General features: G+C 73.5%; 15 protein-coding genes. 10 read left to right on the top strand and 5 right to left on the bottom strand.

The features are described 5' to 3' along the window. Positions 1–37 precede the first annotated feature (37 nt). The 10 genes from cobA to N4G63_RS26250 all read left to right on the top strand — a co-directional run bounded on the left by cobA (position 38) and on the right by N4G63_RS26250 (position 8224). The gene (cobA, locus tag N4G63_RS26295; RefSeq protein WP_314600706.1) at positions 38–1000 is read left to right on the top strand and encodes a uroporphyrinogen-III C-methyltransferase; all 963 of its coding nucleotides are present in this window, start codon (positions 38–40) and stop codon (positions 998–1000) included. Between the two features lie 286 nt (positions 1001–1286). Further along, complete coding sequence (ccmA, locus tag N4G63_RS26290; RefSeq protein WP_314600705.1) at positions 1287–1937, top strand: heme ABC exporter ATP-binding protein CcmA; 651 nt, start codon at positions 1287–1289, stop codon at positions 1935–1937. Further along, a complete protein-coding gene (locus tag N4G63_RS26285) occupies positions 1928–2665 on the top strand; it encodes a heme exporter protein CcmB (protein WP_314600704.1) in 738 nt (245 codons plus the stop codon). Before ccmA ends, N4G63_RS26285 begins: the two co-directional genes overlap by 10 nt. A gap of 13 nt (positions 2666–2678) precedes the next feature. Continuing rightward, positions 2679–3518, top strand: a complete 840-nt coding sequence (gene ccmC, locus N4G63_RS26280) for a heme ABC transporter permease CcmC (RefSeq protein WP_314600703.1) — start codon at positions 2679–2681, stop codon at positions 3516–3518. Continuing rightward, positions 3511–3705, top strand: coding sequence for a heme exporter protein CcmD (ccmD, locus tag N4G63_RS26275; protein ID WP_314600702.1), 195 nt, complete (start codon positions 3511–3513; stop codon positions 3703–3705). Before ccmC ends, ccmD begins: the two co-directional genes overlap by 8 nt. Continuing rightward, positions 3702–4148, top strand: coding sequence for a cytochrome c maturation protein CcmE (gene ccmE, locus N4G63_RS26270; protein ID WP_314600701.1), 447 nt, complete (start codon positions 3702–3704; stop codon positions 4146–4148). The genes ccmD and ccmE overlap by 4 nt, the downstream gene beginning before the upstream one ends. After that, the gene (locus N4G63_RS26265; RefSeq protein ID WP_314600700.1) at positions 4145–6265 is read left to right on the top strand and encodes a heme lyase CcmF/NrfE family subunit; all 2121 of its coding nucleotides are present in this window, start codon (positions 4145–4147) and stop codon (positions 6263–6265) included. The genes ccmE and N4G63_RS26265 overlap by 4 nt, the downstream gene beginning before the upstream one ends. Then, positions 6262–6930: a DsbE family thiol:disulfide interchange protein gene (locus tag N4G63_RS26260; protein WP_314600699.1), complete on the top strand. Its 669-nt coding sequence runs from the start codon at positions 6262–6264 to the stop codon at positions 6928–6930. Before N4G63_RS26265 ends, N4G63_RS26260 begins: the two co-directional genes overlap by 4 nt. Further along, positions 6927–7403 (top strand): cytochrome c-type biogenesis protein, encoded by a 477-nt coding sequence (locus N4G63_RS26255; RefSeq protein ID WP_314600698.1) that lies wholly within the window; start codon positions 6927–6929, stop codon positions 7401–7403. Before N4G63_RS26260 ends, N4G63_RS26255 begins: the two co-directional genes overlap by 4 nt. Further along, positions 7400–8224: a tetratricopeptide repeat protein gene (locus N4G63_RS26250; protein WP_314600697.1), complete on the top strand. Its 825-nt coding sequence runs from the start codon at positions 7400–7402 to the stop codon at positions 8222–8224. The genes N4G63_RS26255 and N4G63_RS26250 overlap by 4 nt, the downstream gene beginning before the upstream one ends. Positions 8225–8352: 128 nt before the next feature. Here N4G63_RS26250 and N4G63_RS26245 read toward each other — a convergent pair whose 3' ends face one another. The 5 genes from N4G63_RS26245 to napA all read right to left on the bottom strand — a co-directional run bounded on the left by N4G63_RS26245 (position 8353) and on the right by napA (position 14042). Next, positions 8353–9048 (bottom strand): NapC/NirT family cytochrome c, encoded by a 696-nt coding sequence (locus tag N4G63_RS26245; RefSeq protein WP_443112116.1) that lies wholly within the window; start codon positions 9046–9048, stop codon positions 8353–8355. Between the two features lie 58 nt (positions 9049–9106). After that, positions 9107–9580 (bottom strand): nitrate reductase cytochrome c-type subunit, encoded by a 474-nt coding sequence (locus N4G63_RS26240; protein ID WP_314600696.1) that lies wholly within the window; start codon positions 9578–9580, stop codon positions 9107–9109. 2 nt (positions 9581–9582) lie between these two features. Beyond that, positions 9583–10491, bottom strand: coding sequence for a quinol dehydrogenase ferredoxin subunit NapH (gene napH, locus N4G63_RS26235; RefSeq protein WP_314600695.1), 909 nt, complete (start codon positions 10489–10491; stop codon positions 9583–9585). Continuing rightward, positions 10488–11366, bottom strand: a complete 879-nt coding sequence (gene napG, locus N4G63_RS26230; RefSeq protein WP_314600694.1) for a ferredoxin-type protein NapG — start codon at positions 11364–11366, stop codon at positions 10488–10490. The genes napH and napG overlap by 4 nt, the downstream gene beginning before the upstream one ends. Positions 11367–11483: 117 nt before the next feature. After that, positions 11484–14042 carry a nitrate reductase catalytic subunit NapA gene (napA, locus tag N4G63_RS26225; protein WP_314600693.1) on the bottom strand — a complete coding sequence of 853 codons (2559 nt, stop codon included), beginning with the start codon at positions 14040–14042 and terminating at the stop codon, positions 11484–11486. Between the last annotated feature and the right edge of the window lie 30 nt (positions 14043–14072).

The following is a 14072-nucleotide window of genomic DNA, read 5'->3' as shown; positions in this document are numbered from 1 at the left end:
AATCGACTCACCCCATCCAGCGCAAACCGGAGGCGCCATGCGACGCATCGATGACGACCTGTCAGCCCCGCCCTGCCGGCCCTGCGGCCTGCGCCCGCCGGGCCGCGTGAGCCTGGTGGGCGCCGGCCCCGGCGACCCCGATCTGCTGACCGTCAAGGCCGCTCGCCTGCTGGGTCAGGCCGGGCTGGTGCTGCACGACGCCCTGGTGGGCCCCGGCGTGCTCGACCTGGTGCCGCCGCAGGCCCGGCGCATCGACGTGGGCAAGCGCTGCGGCCGCCATGCGCTGCGCCAGCACGAGATCACGGCGCTGATGATTGCGCTGGCGCGCGGCGGGCGGGCGCTGGTGCGGCTGAAGGGCGGCGACCCCTTCGTGTTCGGCCGCGGTGGCGAGGAGGCCGAGGCGCTGGCCGCAGCCGGCATCCCCTTCGAGGTGGTGCCCGGCATCAGCGCGGCGCAGGGCGCGGCGGCGGCCTTCGGCCTGCCGCTGACCCACCGCGACCATGCCCAGCGCCTGGTGCTGGCCACCGGCCATGGGCGCGACGACGAGGCCGGCGGCGAGCCCGCGCTCGACTGGCCGGCGCTGGCCCGGCCCGGCCAGACCCTGGTGTTCTACATGGGTCTGCGCGCCTTGCCGCAGATCTGCGCGGCCCTGGTGGCCCATGGCCTGCCGGCCGCCACGCCGGCGGCCACCATCGAGCGCGCCAGCACGGCGGACCAGCGCATCACCCATGGCAGCCTGGCCACGCTGCCGGCGCGCGTGCTGGCGCAGCAGGTGCAGGCGCCGGCGCTGATCGTGGTGGGCACGGTGCTGGCGCTGCAGCCGGTGCTGGCGGCCGCGCTGGCGGTGCGGCCCGCGGCACCGGCCTTGGTGCCTGCCGCGTCCATCGCCGCGGTCAATGTCGCGGTCAATGTCGCGGTGAGCGCCGCGGTCAACGTTGCAGTGAGTTCGGCGCTGAGCGCCCCGGTGCCGGCACGGGCCGTGGCCGAGAGTCCGGCTTGACCTGAGTCAAGTCCGACGACGCAGCGGCTTCCCACAATGGCGACTCCGCTGCGACGCGCCAATGACGGCACGTCGGCGTAACGCCAGTTGCCATGCCGTCACCCTGCGTCTTTGCGTGCGAGCCGTCCGGCTTGCCATTGCCATTGCCATCGCAATCGCAATTTCCATTGCCATTGCCGGTTGCGGGCCCGCCCCCAGACCTGCTCCAGCTCCAGCCCCAGCCCCAGCCCCAGCCCCAGCCCCAGCCCCAGCCGCCAGCGCGGGTCGGGCCGCTGCGCCGCTGCTGTTGCAGGCGCAGGGCCTGGTGGCGGCGCGCGCCGGCCGCCCGTTGTGGGGGCCGCTGTCGCTCAACCTGGAGGCTGGGCAGCTGCTGCATGTGCAGGGCCCCAATGGCTGCGGCAAGACCACGCTGCTGCGCACGCTGGCCGGCCTGCGGCCGCCGGCGCTGGGCCAGGTGCGGCTGCAGCGCCCGGCTGCCGGGCTGTGGTGGCTGGGGCACACGCTGCCGCTGGCCGACGCGCTGGACGCCCGGCGCAACCTGCACCAGTGGCTGATGCTGGCCGGCGAGCCCGACGGCGGCACGCTGCCCGCGCGCATCGACGCCCAGCTGGCGCAGCTGCAGGTGCCGCCCGCGCAGGCGCTGCGCACGCTGTCGGCCGGCCAGCGGCGCAAGGTGGCGCTGGCGGTGCTGGCCCTGCTGCCGCGCGCGGTGTGGCTGCTGGACGAACCCTTTGATGCGCTGGATTCGGCCGGCTGCGACTGGCTGGCCGCCCTGTGCCAGGCCCAGCTGCGGCGCGGCGGCGCGGTGGTGCTCAGCTCGCACCAGGCGCTGCCCGCGGCCCTGAGCGGGGCCCAGGTGCTGCGGCTGGCCGCCGCGGCGCCGCCGCCGGCCCGCGCGCCATCGTCCAGCCGGTCAGCGGGCCTGGCATGGGCCTGACCCCGCCATCCGCCGCGCTGCCGCTGGCCGGCCTGCAGGCCGCGGCCGATCGGCACTGGACGCCGGCGCTGCGGGCCATCGTCGGCCGCGAATGGCAGCTGGCCTGGCAGCGCCCGGCCGATCTGGCGCTGCAGGCGGTGTTTTTTGTCGTCGTGACCAGCCTGTTCCCGCTGGCGCTGCGGCCCGAGGCGGCCACGCTGCAGCTGCTGGCGCCCGGTGTGCTGTGGGTGGCGGCGTTTCTGGCCGTGCTGCTGGCCAGCGCGCGCCTGTTCGACGACGACCTGCGCAGCGGCTGGCTCGACCAGTGGCGCCTGGCCGGCGTGCCGCTGGCGCTGCTGATGGCCGCGCGCATGGCGGTGCAGTGGGTGCTGGCCGCGGTGCCGGTGCTGCTGGTGGCGCCGCTGGTGGCGCTGCAGTTCGCGCTGGCGCCGCAGGCCCTGGGCACCTTGCTGCTGGCGCTGGCGCTGGGCACCGGCGTGCTGGCCCTGCTGGCCGCCGCGGCCGCGGCACTGTGCGCCGGCGCGCGCGGCCAGGCTGCGCTGGCGGTGCTGCTGGTGCTGCCGCTGGCCACGCCGGCGCTGGTGTTCGGCACGCTGGCCGTGGCCCAGGCGCAGCGTGGCCTGCCGGCCGCAGCCGAGCTGTCTTTGCTGGGCGCCCTGCTGGCGCTGGCCGCGGTGCTGGCGCCCTGCACCGCGGCGGCCGCGGTGGCCGCGGCGATAGAGGAATGAGCGGAGCAAGACCATGTCGCTGAACCGAATCGTGTTCTGGTTTGCCAGCCCGCCCCGCGCCGATGCGCTGGCGCGGCGCCTGATCCGCCCGCTGTCGTGGCTGGCGCTGGCCCTGGCCGTGCCGGGGCTGTGGCTGGGCTTCGTGGTCACGCCCGCCGATGCCGTGCAGGGCGAGGGCTACCGCCTGATCTACCTGCATGTGCCGGCCTCGTGGCTGGCCATGTTCTGCTACGCCATGCTGGCGCTGTGGAGCGCCGTGGGCCTGGTCTGGCGCACCCGGCTGTCGTTCGTGATGGCGCAGGCGCTGCGGCCCAGCGCGGCGCTGTGGGCGGCACTGAGCCTGGCCAGCGGGGCGCTGTGGGGCCGGCCGATGTGGGGCAGCTGGTGGGTGTGGGATGCGCGGCTGACCTCCTCGCTGCTGCTGCTGCTGCTGGTGCTGGGCCAGCTGGCGCTGCAGCGCGCGCACGACGACCCCGAGCGCGCCGACCGCAGCACCGCGCTGCTGGCGGTGCTGGGTGCGCTGAACCTGCCGGTCATCTACTTCTCGGTGCAGTGGTGGAACACGCTGCACCAGGGCGCCACCATCACCAGCAGCGGCGCCCGCATGGCCACGCCGATGCTGGTGGCCCTGCTGCTGTGCAGTGCTGCCGCCTGGGCCTGGACGGCCGCCGTGGTGCTGCGCCGCTTCCGGCTGCGCCTGGCCGCGCGCCAGCGGGCCAGCCACTGGCTCGACGCCTTGCGCGGCCAGGCCAGCGGGCCAGGCCCCGCCGTCAGCGCCATGGCCGCCAGCGCAGCGGCCCCGCTGGGGCGGGCCAGCCACCACACCGTCCACGGAGCGCCTGGCCATGCCTGACTGGTTGAACACCCTGCTCACCCCCTGGTGGCCCGATCTGGCGGCCTTTGCGCGCATGGGGCGCCACGGCGCCTATGTGTGGCCCACCGTGGCCCTCACCGCGCTGGCCCTGGCCGCCGAGTGGGCCTGGCTGCGGCGCGAGCAGGCCGAAGCCGGCCTGGCGCAGGGCCCGGAGGCTCGGCCATGAAGCCGCGCCACCGCCGCCTGCTGCTGGGCCTGGCCGTGCTGGGCCTGCTGGGTGTGGCCGGCACGCTGGCCGCGCGCGCGCTGCGCAGCAACCTGGTGTTTTTTGTCACGCCGGCCCAGGTGCTGGCCGGCGAGGCCGCCGGCCGCGAGCAGCTGCGCCTGGGCGGCATGGTGCAGGCCGGCTCGATCCGGCGCGGGGCCGACGGCATGCAGGTGCAGTTCGTCATTGCCGACCGCCGCCACGCCGTGCCGGTGCTGTACCGCGGCGTGCTGCCCGACCTGTTTGCCGAGGGCCAGGGGGCGGTGGCGCAGGGCCGGCTGCAGCCCGATGGCAGCCTGCTGGCCAGCGAGGTGCTGGCCAAGCACGACGAGAACTACCGCCCGCCCGGCGTGGAGATGCCGCCGCAGGCCACCGCCGCGGCGCCCCTGGGGGCCCGGCCATGACCGGCGAGCTGGGCCAGCTGGCCCTGGTGCTGGCCTTTGCCGCGGCCGCGCTGCAGGCGCTGGCCGGCCTGGCGCCGGCTGCCTGGGGCGCGCCGCCGCGCCTGGCGGCAGCGGCACTGCGGGTGCAGGCGCTGGCGGTGGCCGGGGCCTTCGTGGCGCTGGCCGCGGCCTTTGCGCAGCGCGACTTTTCGCTGGTCTACGTGGCCCAGCACAGCAATGCCCAGCTGCCGCTGGTCTACCGGCTGGCGGCGGTGTGGGGCGGCCACGAGGGCTCGATGCTGCTGTGGGCGCTGGTGCTGGCCGGCTGGAGCCTGCTGGCCGCCCCGGTGCTGCAGCGGCGCGACGCCGCGCTGGCGCGCAGCAGCGTGGGCGTGCTGGGCGCCGTGTCGGTGGCCATGCTGGGCTTCGTGCTGCTGGCCTCGAACCCCTTTCTGCGCCTGCTGCCCGCGGCGCAGGACGGACAAGACCTCAACCCCATGCTGCAGGACCCCGGCCTGGTGTTCCATCCGCCGCTGCTGTACCTGGGCTATGTGGGCACCGTGGTGCCGTTTGCCGTGGTCATCGCGCGGCTGCTGCGGCCCACCGCCGACGAAGCCTGGGTGCGCCTGCTGCGGCCCTTCGTGCTGGCCGCGCTGGCCTGCCTGACCCTGGGCATTGCGCTGGGCAGCTGGTGGGCCTATTACGAACTGGGCTGGGGCGGCTGGTGGTTCTGGGACCCGGTGGAGAACGCCTCGCTGATGCCCTGGCTGGCCCTGGCCGCGCTGCTGCACGTGCTGCCCGCGCGCGAGCAGCGCGGCAGCTTTGCGCTGTGGACCGGCGTGCTGGCGGTGGCAGCCTTCGCGCTCAGCCTGGTGGGCACCTTCCTCGTGCGCTCGGGGGTGCTGACCTCGGTGCATGCCTTTGCCAGCGATCCGCGCCGCGGCGTGTGGATGCTGGCGATGGTGGCCGCCACGCTGCTGGTGGCCACCGCGCTGCTGGGCACGCAGGCCGCGCGGCTGGCCGCGCGCCGCGCGCCCGGCCCCTGGACGCTGGCCTCGCGCGAGGCCGGCCTGGCACTGGCCGGCGCGCTGCTGATGGCGGCCTGCGGCTCGGTGCTGCTGGGCACGCTGTACCCGCTGGCCATCGATGCGCTGCAGGCCGGCAAGCTGTCGGTGGGCGCACCGTACTTTGACGCCGTGCTGCAGCCGCTGCTGCTGCCGCTGCTGGCACTGGCCGGCCTGGCGCCCTGGCTGCGCTGGGGTGGCGCCCGGCTGCGCCGCGATGGCACCACCCAGGCCGCGCAGGCGCCGCACACCGCCAAGCGGCCCCAGCAGGCCTGGCACACCCGGCTGCCGCGGCCGGCCCTGGCCGGCCTGGCGCTGGCGTTGACGGGCGTGGCGCTGGCCTGGCTGCTGCAGGCGCGGTTTGGCCAGGTCAGGCCGGCGGTGTGGCTCACGCTGTGCCTGGCCGGCTGGCTGGCTGGCGCCACGCTGGCGCATGCGCTGCCGCGCCTGGGCCGGCTGGGGGCCAGTGCCTGGGGCATGACGATCGCCCACCTGGGCGTGGCGGTGTTTGCCGCCGGGGTGGCCATGGTCAACGGCCATGGCCAGGAGCGCGATGCCACGCTGGCGCCGGGCGAGCAGACCCGGCTGGGTGACTGCCTGCTGCGCTTTGACGGCGTGCGGCCGCTGCCAGGGGCCAACTACGACGCGCTGCGCGGCCGCTTCACGCTGCAGTGCCCGGGCCAGGCCGCGCTGGCGCTGCAGCCCGAAAAGCGCGCCTACCCCGGCGCGGCCATGCCCACCAGCGAATCGGCCATCGTGCCGGGCCTGTGGCGCGACCTCTATGTGGCACTGGGCGAACCGGTGCTGCCGGCCGGCGCGGCGGGCCTGACGGCCGGGCGCGCCACGGCCACCCAGGCCGACGCCCTGGTCTTGCGCCAGGCGCCCTGGACGCTGCGCCTGCAGGTCAAGCCGCTGATGCGCTGGGTCTGGGCAGGCGCGCTGCTGATGGCGCTGGGGGCGGCCATTGCCGCGCTGGCCCGGCGCTACCGGCAGCCGCTGCCGCGCCCCGGCGCGGCGCCCCACGCCGCCTTGCCCACCCGCAGGCCCCACACCTGGGCTGGAGACCCGACATGAGCCTTGCTTCAGCATCCGCCTCCGCCTCCGCCGCCGCGGCGCCGCCCCAGCCCGCGCTGCCGCCAACGGCCACGCCGCGCCGGCGCTGGCCGCTGGGGCTGGCCCTGGGCGCGGTGGCCGCCTTGCTGGGTCTGCTGGCGCTGGGTCTGCGGCAGGACCCGACGGCGCTGCCCTCGGCGCTGCTGGGCCAGCCTTTCCCGGCCTTTGACCTGCCCCGCCTGGGCGCCGCCGATCCGGCCGCCCAGGCCGCGCCGGCAGGCCCGGCGCTGCGCCACACCGCACTGGCGGGGCGAGCGCGGGTCATCAACGTGTGGGCCAGCTGGTGCGGCACCTGCCGCGAGGAACACCCGGCGCTGCTGGCGCTGGCCGCCGAGCTGCGCGCGCAAGGCCGCGCCGATCAGCTGCTGGGCCTGAACCACAAGGACCACGACGCCGCCGCCCGGCAGTGGCTGAGCCGCCAGGGCGGCGACCCCTATCACGCCAGCATCGTGGATGCCGATGGCCGCCTGGGCCTCGAGCTGGGTGTCTACGGCGTGCCGGAGACCTTTGTCACCGATGCCGCCGGCCGCATCGTGCACCGCCATGTCGGCGCGCTGACGCCGCAGGTGATCCGCGAGCGCATCCTGCCGCTGCTGGCGGCGGGCGTGGCCGGAGCCGGCCGATGAGCGCGCGCCGAGCGCTCCTGCGGGCCCGCGTGGCGGCCAGCGCGGCCGGCCTGTGCGCCACGCTGGCGCTGGCCGCGCCCGGCACCGCCCCGCAGGCACCGCAGACACCGCAGGCCCTGACAGAGCCCACCATGGCGGCGCCGTACGACGAGGCGCTGCAGCAGCTGCTGCGCGAGCTGCGCTGCGTGGTCTGCCAGAACCAGAGCCTGGCCGATTCAACCGCGCCGCTGGCGCAGGACATGAAGCGCGAGATCACCCAGCGCCTGGCCCAGGGCCAGACGCCCGAGCAGGTGCGCCACTGGCTGGTGGCGCGCTATGGCGACTTCGTCACCTACCAGCCACCGCTGACAGCCGCCACCGCGCTGCTGTGGGTGGTGCCCGGGCTGCTGGCCTTGGCCGGAGTGGCCACCGTGGCCCGCGCGGCCCGGCGCCTGCCCGGCCCGGCGGCCCCACCCACAGGAGATCGCGCATGAGCGCCGACATCGGCCTGGCCACCGCCAGCACCCTGGGCTGGGGCGCCTGGCCCTTCATGGCCGTGGCCGGCGCCGGCGTGGCGGCGGCCGGTGCCTGGCTGGCGCAGCAGACCGCGGCGGCCGAGGTGGCTGCGGTGGCCGATGTGGCTGCGGTGGCCGGAACGCCCGAACCGGCCGGGGCCGCACCCGCCACTGCATCCGCCGAACCTACCGCTGCACCTGCCGCCGCGCTGGCCCTGCCGCGCGCGCCGCGTGCGCGCCGCCTGTGGTTCTGGGGCGTGGCGGCCGGGCTGCCGCTGGCGGTGGCCGCGCTGTACGCCGGCCAGGGTGAGCTGCGCGCGCTCGACCCGGCCCAGCACCGCGCCGCGCCCGATGCCGCCAGCATGGTTCTGCGGCTCGAGCGGCGGCTGGCCGCCGCGGCCGGGCAGGCGCGCCCCGAAGAGTGGGCCATGCTGGCACGCTCATACCGCGTGCTGGACCGCCAGGCCGAGGCCGCGCAAGCCTACGAGCGCGCGGCGGCGCTGGCGCAGGGCGATGCCGATCTGCTGATCGACTGGATCGAGGCCCGGCTGATGGCCGCCGGGCGGCGCTTTGACGCGCGTGCGCTGCAGCTGCTGGCGCAGGCGCAGGGCCTGGCGCCGCAGCACCCCGGCGTGCTGCTGCTCGACGGCCTGGCCGCGCTGCAGCAGGCCGACCGGCCGCGGGCCCAGGCCCGCCTGCAGGCCTGGCTGGCCACCCAGCCCGACGACACCGCCGATCGCGCGGTGGTGGTGCAGGCGCTGGCCGATCTGGCCGCCGGGCGCGATCCGCGCCGGCCCTGAGCGCTGCGCCGGCCGCTGCGGCCGGCGTGGCCGCTCAGCGGCCCCTAGGTTGACCTCTTGGTTGACCTCTTGGCCGACCTCTTGGCCGACCCACTGGCCGACCCACTGGCTGACCTCTTGCCGGACCCTCAGCCGCCGCTGGCCGCGCTGGCGCCTGCCGCAGGGGCCTTGGCGCCTTCGTCGGCCGCGTGGTGCGCCGGGGCCATGGCCGGGGCCTGCACCGCGGCGGCCTTGTCGGCGCCGATGTGCTGCTCGATCGGCGGCAGCGTGTGGGCAATGCCCTTGTGGCAGTCGATGCAGGTCTGGCCGGCATTGAAGGCCACCTGGTGCTTGGTGGCGGCGCGGCGGTTCTGCTCGGCGTAGTCCATGTAGCTGAAGTCGTGACAGTTGCGGCATTCGCGGCTGTCGTTCTTCTTCATGCGGTCCCACTCGTGCTGGGCCAGCTCGGCGCGCTTGGCGTTGAACTTCTCCGGCGTGTCGATGGTGCCCAGGATCTTGTGCAGCACCTCGTTGCTTGCCTGGATCTTGCGGATCATCTTCGGGCCCCATTCCTTGGGCACGTGGCAGTCGGGGCAGGTGGCGCGCACGCCGGTGCGGTTCTGGTAGTGGATGGTGTTGCGGTACTCGGCGTAGACGTTGTCGCGCATCTCGTGGCACGAGATGCAGAAGGCCTCGCGGTTGGTCCACTCCATCGCGGTGTTGAAGCCGCCCCAGAACAGGATGCCCAGTGCAAAGGCCAGGCCGAAGCCGCCGGTGGCCAGCAGCCAGAAGCGGCGGATCAGGCCGGGCCGGGCCCGGCTCTTGTCGTTCTCGTGGTCGTTCACGTCATGTCTCCTTCAATGCGCGGTGCCGGCACGCCGGCCGCTGCCTCGGGCCGGCGGATCACTGCAGCCCCCGCGCACGCTGGAAGCTGTTTTCCACCAGCGGCTTGGCATCGGTCTGCGGCACATGGCACTGGGTGCAGAAGTAGCGGCGCGGGCTGATGTTGTCGAGCTCGGTGCCCTCGCGCGACTTGAAGTGCGTGACGCTCACCTTGGTGGCCCCGGTGTTCTTGGTCTTCTGCCAGGCATGGCAGTCCATGCACTTGTTGAAGTTCTTGGTGATCTGGTAGCCGTGGATGGCATGCGGGATCAGCGGCGGCTGCTGCACGAAGTCGCGGTCCATCGGCGCGCGGTCGCGCTCCTGGTGGCCGCCTTGCGGCGGGTTGTCCTGGGTCAGCGGCGTGCCGCCGCGCAGCGCCTGGATCTTCACCGGCGCATCGGCGGCCTGCACCGAGGCGTTGTGGGCGCCCAGGGCCACCAGGGTGGCGGCGAGCAGGATCTTGGCCAGGGTGGGGGCCAGGGTGGGGAGTCGCATGGTCAGTCCCTCTTCGTGTCGAATCGGTGGGTGTAGCGGAAGACATCGGGGCCGCAGACATCGATGCAGCGGCCGCAGTTGGTGCAGTCCCGGTCGGTGATCACCGGGCCGTGGCCCTGCTTGCCCTTGAGGGGCGCCACGATCACCTGGGGTTCGGGGCACACGGCATAGCAGTCGGCGCAGTCGTTGCAGCGGCTGGCGTGGGTGGCCGCCACGCGCAGCAGGCTCTTGTGGCCGATCAGGCCGTAGGCCGCGCCCACCGGGCAGACATGGCCGCACCAGCCGCGCGGCATCACCGCCAGATCGAACAGGAACACCGCCGCGGTGGCGCCCCAGGCCAGGCTGCCGCCAAAGATCAGCGCGCGCTGGGTCATGGCCACCGGGTTGACGCTCTCCCACACGGCCAGGCCGGTGATGGCGCTGGCCAGCAGCACGGCGCCGGCCAGCCACAGGCGCAGCGGGCCGCGCGGCGCCCGGCCGCCGCCGATCTGCAGGCGCCGGCGCAGCCAGGCCGCGGCATCGGTGACCACGTTGACCGGGCACACCCAGCTGCAGAACACGCGGCCGCCCACCAGGCCGTAGAAGGCGATGACGATGGCCGCGCCGAGCAGCGCGCTCAGCTCGGGCACGTGGCGCGTGGCCAGCACCTGGGCCAGGGCGAACGGATCGGTCAGCGGCAGCACGCCCAGCGTCAGGCTGCTGGCGAGGTTGCCCTTGACGATCCACAGCCCGGCCCAGGGGCCCAGCAGAAACAGCGTGACGATGGCCAGCTGCGACAGGCGCCGCAGCAGCAGCAGGCGGTGCGCGCGCCACCAGCCCTTGGCCTGCACGGCCTCGCGGCCGGGCGCCGGCACGGGCGCCGGACGGGGGGGTGTTTGTCCAGCGGTCTGGCTGGCCGACGCGGCGTTCATCGGGCACGCTCGCTGGCGACAGGTGCCACAGGTGCGGCGGGTGCGGCCGGTGCGGCCTGGCTGGCCTGGCGGGCATTGCGGGCCGTGGCGCCGGCCGGGTCGTAGGCGGCGCTGCCACTGCGCAGCGGGCCCAGGTCACCCGGCACCGGCTGGGCGGGCAGGTTCTGCACCGGCAGGTCGTACTGCGGCTGGCCCTGGCGGTTGGCGCTGTCCCAGCCCTTGCGATAGTGCCGGCCCGGCGCGCCGCGGGCGATGGCCATCGGCAGCACCTTGATCGCGGCCTGCTCGAGCACGCAGCTCTTCTCGCACATGCCGCAGCCGGTGCAGGCCTCGGCATGCACGGTGGGCAGCAGCATGGCGTGGCGGTCGCTGCGCGGGTTGCTGATCTTGTCCAGCGTGATGGCCTGGTCGATCACCGGGCACACGCGGTAGCAGACATCGCAGCGCAGGCCCAGGAAGTTCAGGCAGTTCTCCTGGTCGATCAGCACCGCCACGCCCATCTTCGCCCGGGTGATGTCGGTCAGTGCAGGGTCCAGCGCCCCGGTGGGGCAGGCCTTGACGCAGGGAAGGCTCTCGCACATCTCGCAGGGGATGTCGCGCGCCACGAAAAACGGCGTGCCGATGGCCACGTCCACCGCCACACCGCGGTCACCGGTGCTGAGCCGCAGGTTCTGCGGCGGGCAGTCGCGCACGCACAGGCCGCAGCGCACGCAGGCGCCGAGAAAGTCGTGCTCGGCCAGCGCACCGGGGGGCCGCAGGGCCTGCGCCGGCCGGGCCAGCGCCGGCCGCGCGAGCAGCGCCGCACCGCCGGCCATCAGGCCCGCGGTGGTGGCACTGGCGGCGCCTTGCAGCACCTGCCGTCGACTGATCGCCATGGTGTTTCTCGGAGTCGGGCTGTTACCCGGCGCAGGCCGCAGATCCGGCCCGGCCGGGCTGCTGGCGTGGCCCCCTCGAAGGGCAGGCCGCGCGGGCGCCACGGGGGTGGGCCAGGCTCACGCCCGCACCACCTTGACCGCGCACTTCTTGAAGTCGGTTTCCTTGCTGATCGGGCAGGTGGCATCCAGGGTCAGCTTGTTGACCAGCTTGCCTTCGTCGAAGAAGGGCACGAACACCAGGCCGCGCGGCACCTTGTTGCGGCCCTTGGTCTCGACGTGCAGCGCGATCTCGCCGCGGCGCGAGGCCACCTTGACCTGCATGCCGCGCTGGATGCCGCGCGCCTTGGCGTCGTCGGGGTGCATGAACAGCACCGCCTCGGGCACGGCACGGTGCAGCTCGGACACGCGGCGGGTCATGGTGCCGGTGTGCCAGTGCTCCAGCACGCGGCCGGTGCACAGCCACAGGTCGAAGTCCTTGTCGGGGCTCTCGGCGGCCGGCTGGTAGGGCAGGGCGAAGATCACCGCCTTGCCGTCCTTGTGGCCGTAGAACTTGACGCCTTCGCCAGCCTTCACATAGGGGTCGTAGCCCTCGCGGAAACGCCACAGCGTCTCCTTGCCGTCGACCACCGGCCAGCGCAGGCCGCGCACGCCGTGGTAGGTGTCGAACGGGGCCAGGTCATGGCCGTGGCCGCGCCCGAACTCGGCGTATTCCTCGAACAGGCCCTTTTGCACATAGAAGCCGAAGGCCTGGCTCTCGGCATTGGTGTAGCCCTTGATGTACTGGCCGTTGGTCTTGCCCAGTTCGGCCAGCGGGAACTTGTCGACCTTGCCGTTGCGAAACAGCACGTCGAACAGCGTCTTGCCCTTCAGCGCGGGCTTCTTGGCGATCAGCTCGGCGGGCCAGACCTCCTCGACCTTGAAGCGCTTGCTGAACTCCATCATCTGCCACAGATCACTGCGCGACTGGCCCGGCGCGCTGACCTGCTGGCGCCAGAACTGGGTGCGGCGCTCGGCATTGCCGAAGGCGCCTTCCTTCTCCACCCACATGGCCGCGGGCAGGATCAGGTCGGCGGCCATCGCGCTGACCGTCGGGTAGGGGTCGCTGACCACCACGAAGGCTGCCGGGTTGCGCCAGCCGGGGTACATCTCGCCGTTGATGTTGGGCCCGGCCTGCATGTTGTTGTTGGTGGTGACCCAGTAGCACTTGAGCTTGCCGTCCTTGAGCGCGCGGCTCTGGGCCACGGCGTGCAGGCCGATCTTGTCGGGGATGGTGCCTTCGGGCAGGCCCCAGATCTCTTCGGTGTGCTGGCGGTGCTGCGGGTTGGTGACCACCATGTCGGCGGGCAGGCGGTGGGCAAAGGTGCCCACCTCGCGCGCCGTGCCGCAGGCGCTGGGCTGGCCGGTCAGGCTGAACGGGCTGTTGCCCGGCTGGCTGATCTTGCCGGTGAGCAGGTGGATGTTGTAGACGAGGTTGTTGGCCCAGGTGCCGCGGGTGTGCTGGTTGAAGCCCATGGTCCAGAAGCTGACCACCTTGACCTTGGGGTCGGCATACAGCCTGGCCAGTTCCTCGAGCTGCTTGACCGGCACGCCCGACAGCTGGCTCACCTTCTCGGCGGTGTAGTCGCTGACGAACTTGGCGTACTCGTCGAACGAGATCGGCTTGGCATCGTTGGGGTTGCCCTTGGGCTTGCCGTCGGCGCCGGCGTAGCCGTTGCTCTTGGCGTCCTTCTCCAGCGCATGGGCCGGTCGCAGGCCGTAGCCGATGTCGGTCTCTCCCTGCTTGAAGTTGACATGCTTCTTCAGGAACTCGGCGTTGACCTTCTTGTTCGAGATCAGGTAGTGCGCGATGTAGTTCAGGATCGCCAGATCGGTCTGCGGCGAGAACACCATCGGGATGTCGGCCAGGTCGAAGCTGCGGTGCTCGTAGGTGGACAGCACGGCCACCTTGACATGCGGGTTCGACAGGCGGCGGTCGGTGATGCGGCTCCACAGGATGGGGTGCATCTCGGCCATGTTGCTGCCCCACAGCACAAAGGCGTCGGCCTGCTCGATGTCGTCGTAGCAGCCCATCGGCTCGTCGATGCCGAAGCTGCGCATGAAGCCGGCCACCGCACTGGCCATGCAGTGGCGGGCATTGGGGTCGAGGTTGTTCGAGCGGAAGCCGGCCTTCCACAGCTTGGAGGCAACATAACCCTCCCACACCGTCCACTGGCCCGAGCCGAACATGGCAATGCCGGTGGGGCCGTCCTTGGCCAGGGTGTCCTTCCACTTGGCGGCCATCAGGTCGAAGGCCTCGTCCCAGCTCACCGGCACGAAGTCGCCGTTCTTGTCGTACTTGCCGTCCTTCTTGCGCAGCAACGGGGTCGTCAGCCGGTCCTTGCCGTACATGATCTTCGACAGGAAGTAGCCCTTGATGCAGTTCAGGCCGCGGTTCACCGGCGACTCGGGGTCGCCCTGCGTGGCCACCACCTTGCCGTCCTGCACGCCCACCATCACCGCGCAGCCGGTGCCGCAGAAGCGGCAGGGCGCCTTGTCCCAGCGCACCGCGCCATCGCTGGCCGGCGGCGCGCTGGCGGTGGCGGCGGGTGCGCCGTGCACCACGATCGGAATGCCCGCCACCGCGGCGGTGGCGGTCAGGGCCTGGGTCTTGATGAAGTCGCGGCGGTTGGCTTGCATGGCGTGGTGCGTGTGGGCGTTGGACGTCGT

Origin of the sequence: Aquabacterium sp. OR-4, from assembly GCF_025290835.2 — a bacterium.
Classification (GTDB): domain Bacteria; phylum Pseudomonadota; class Gammaproteobacteria; order Burkholderiales; family Burkholderiaceae_C; genus Pseudaquabacterium.
This window is presented reverse-complemented; position numbering and strand designations above follow the sequence as displayed.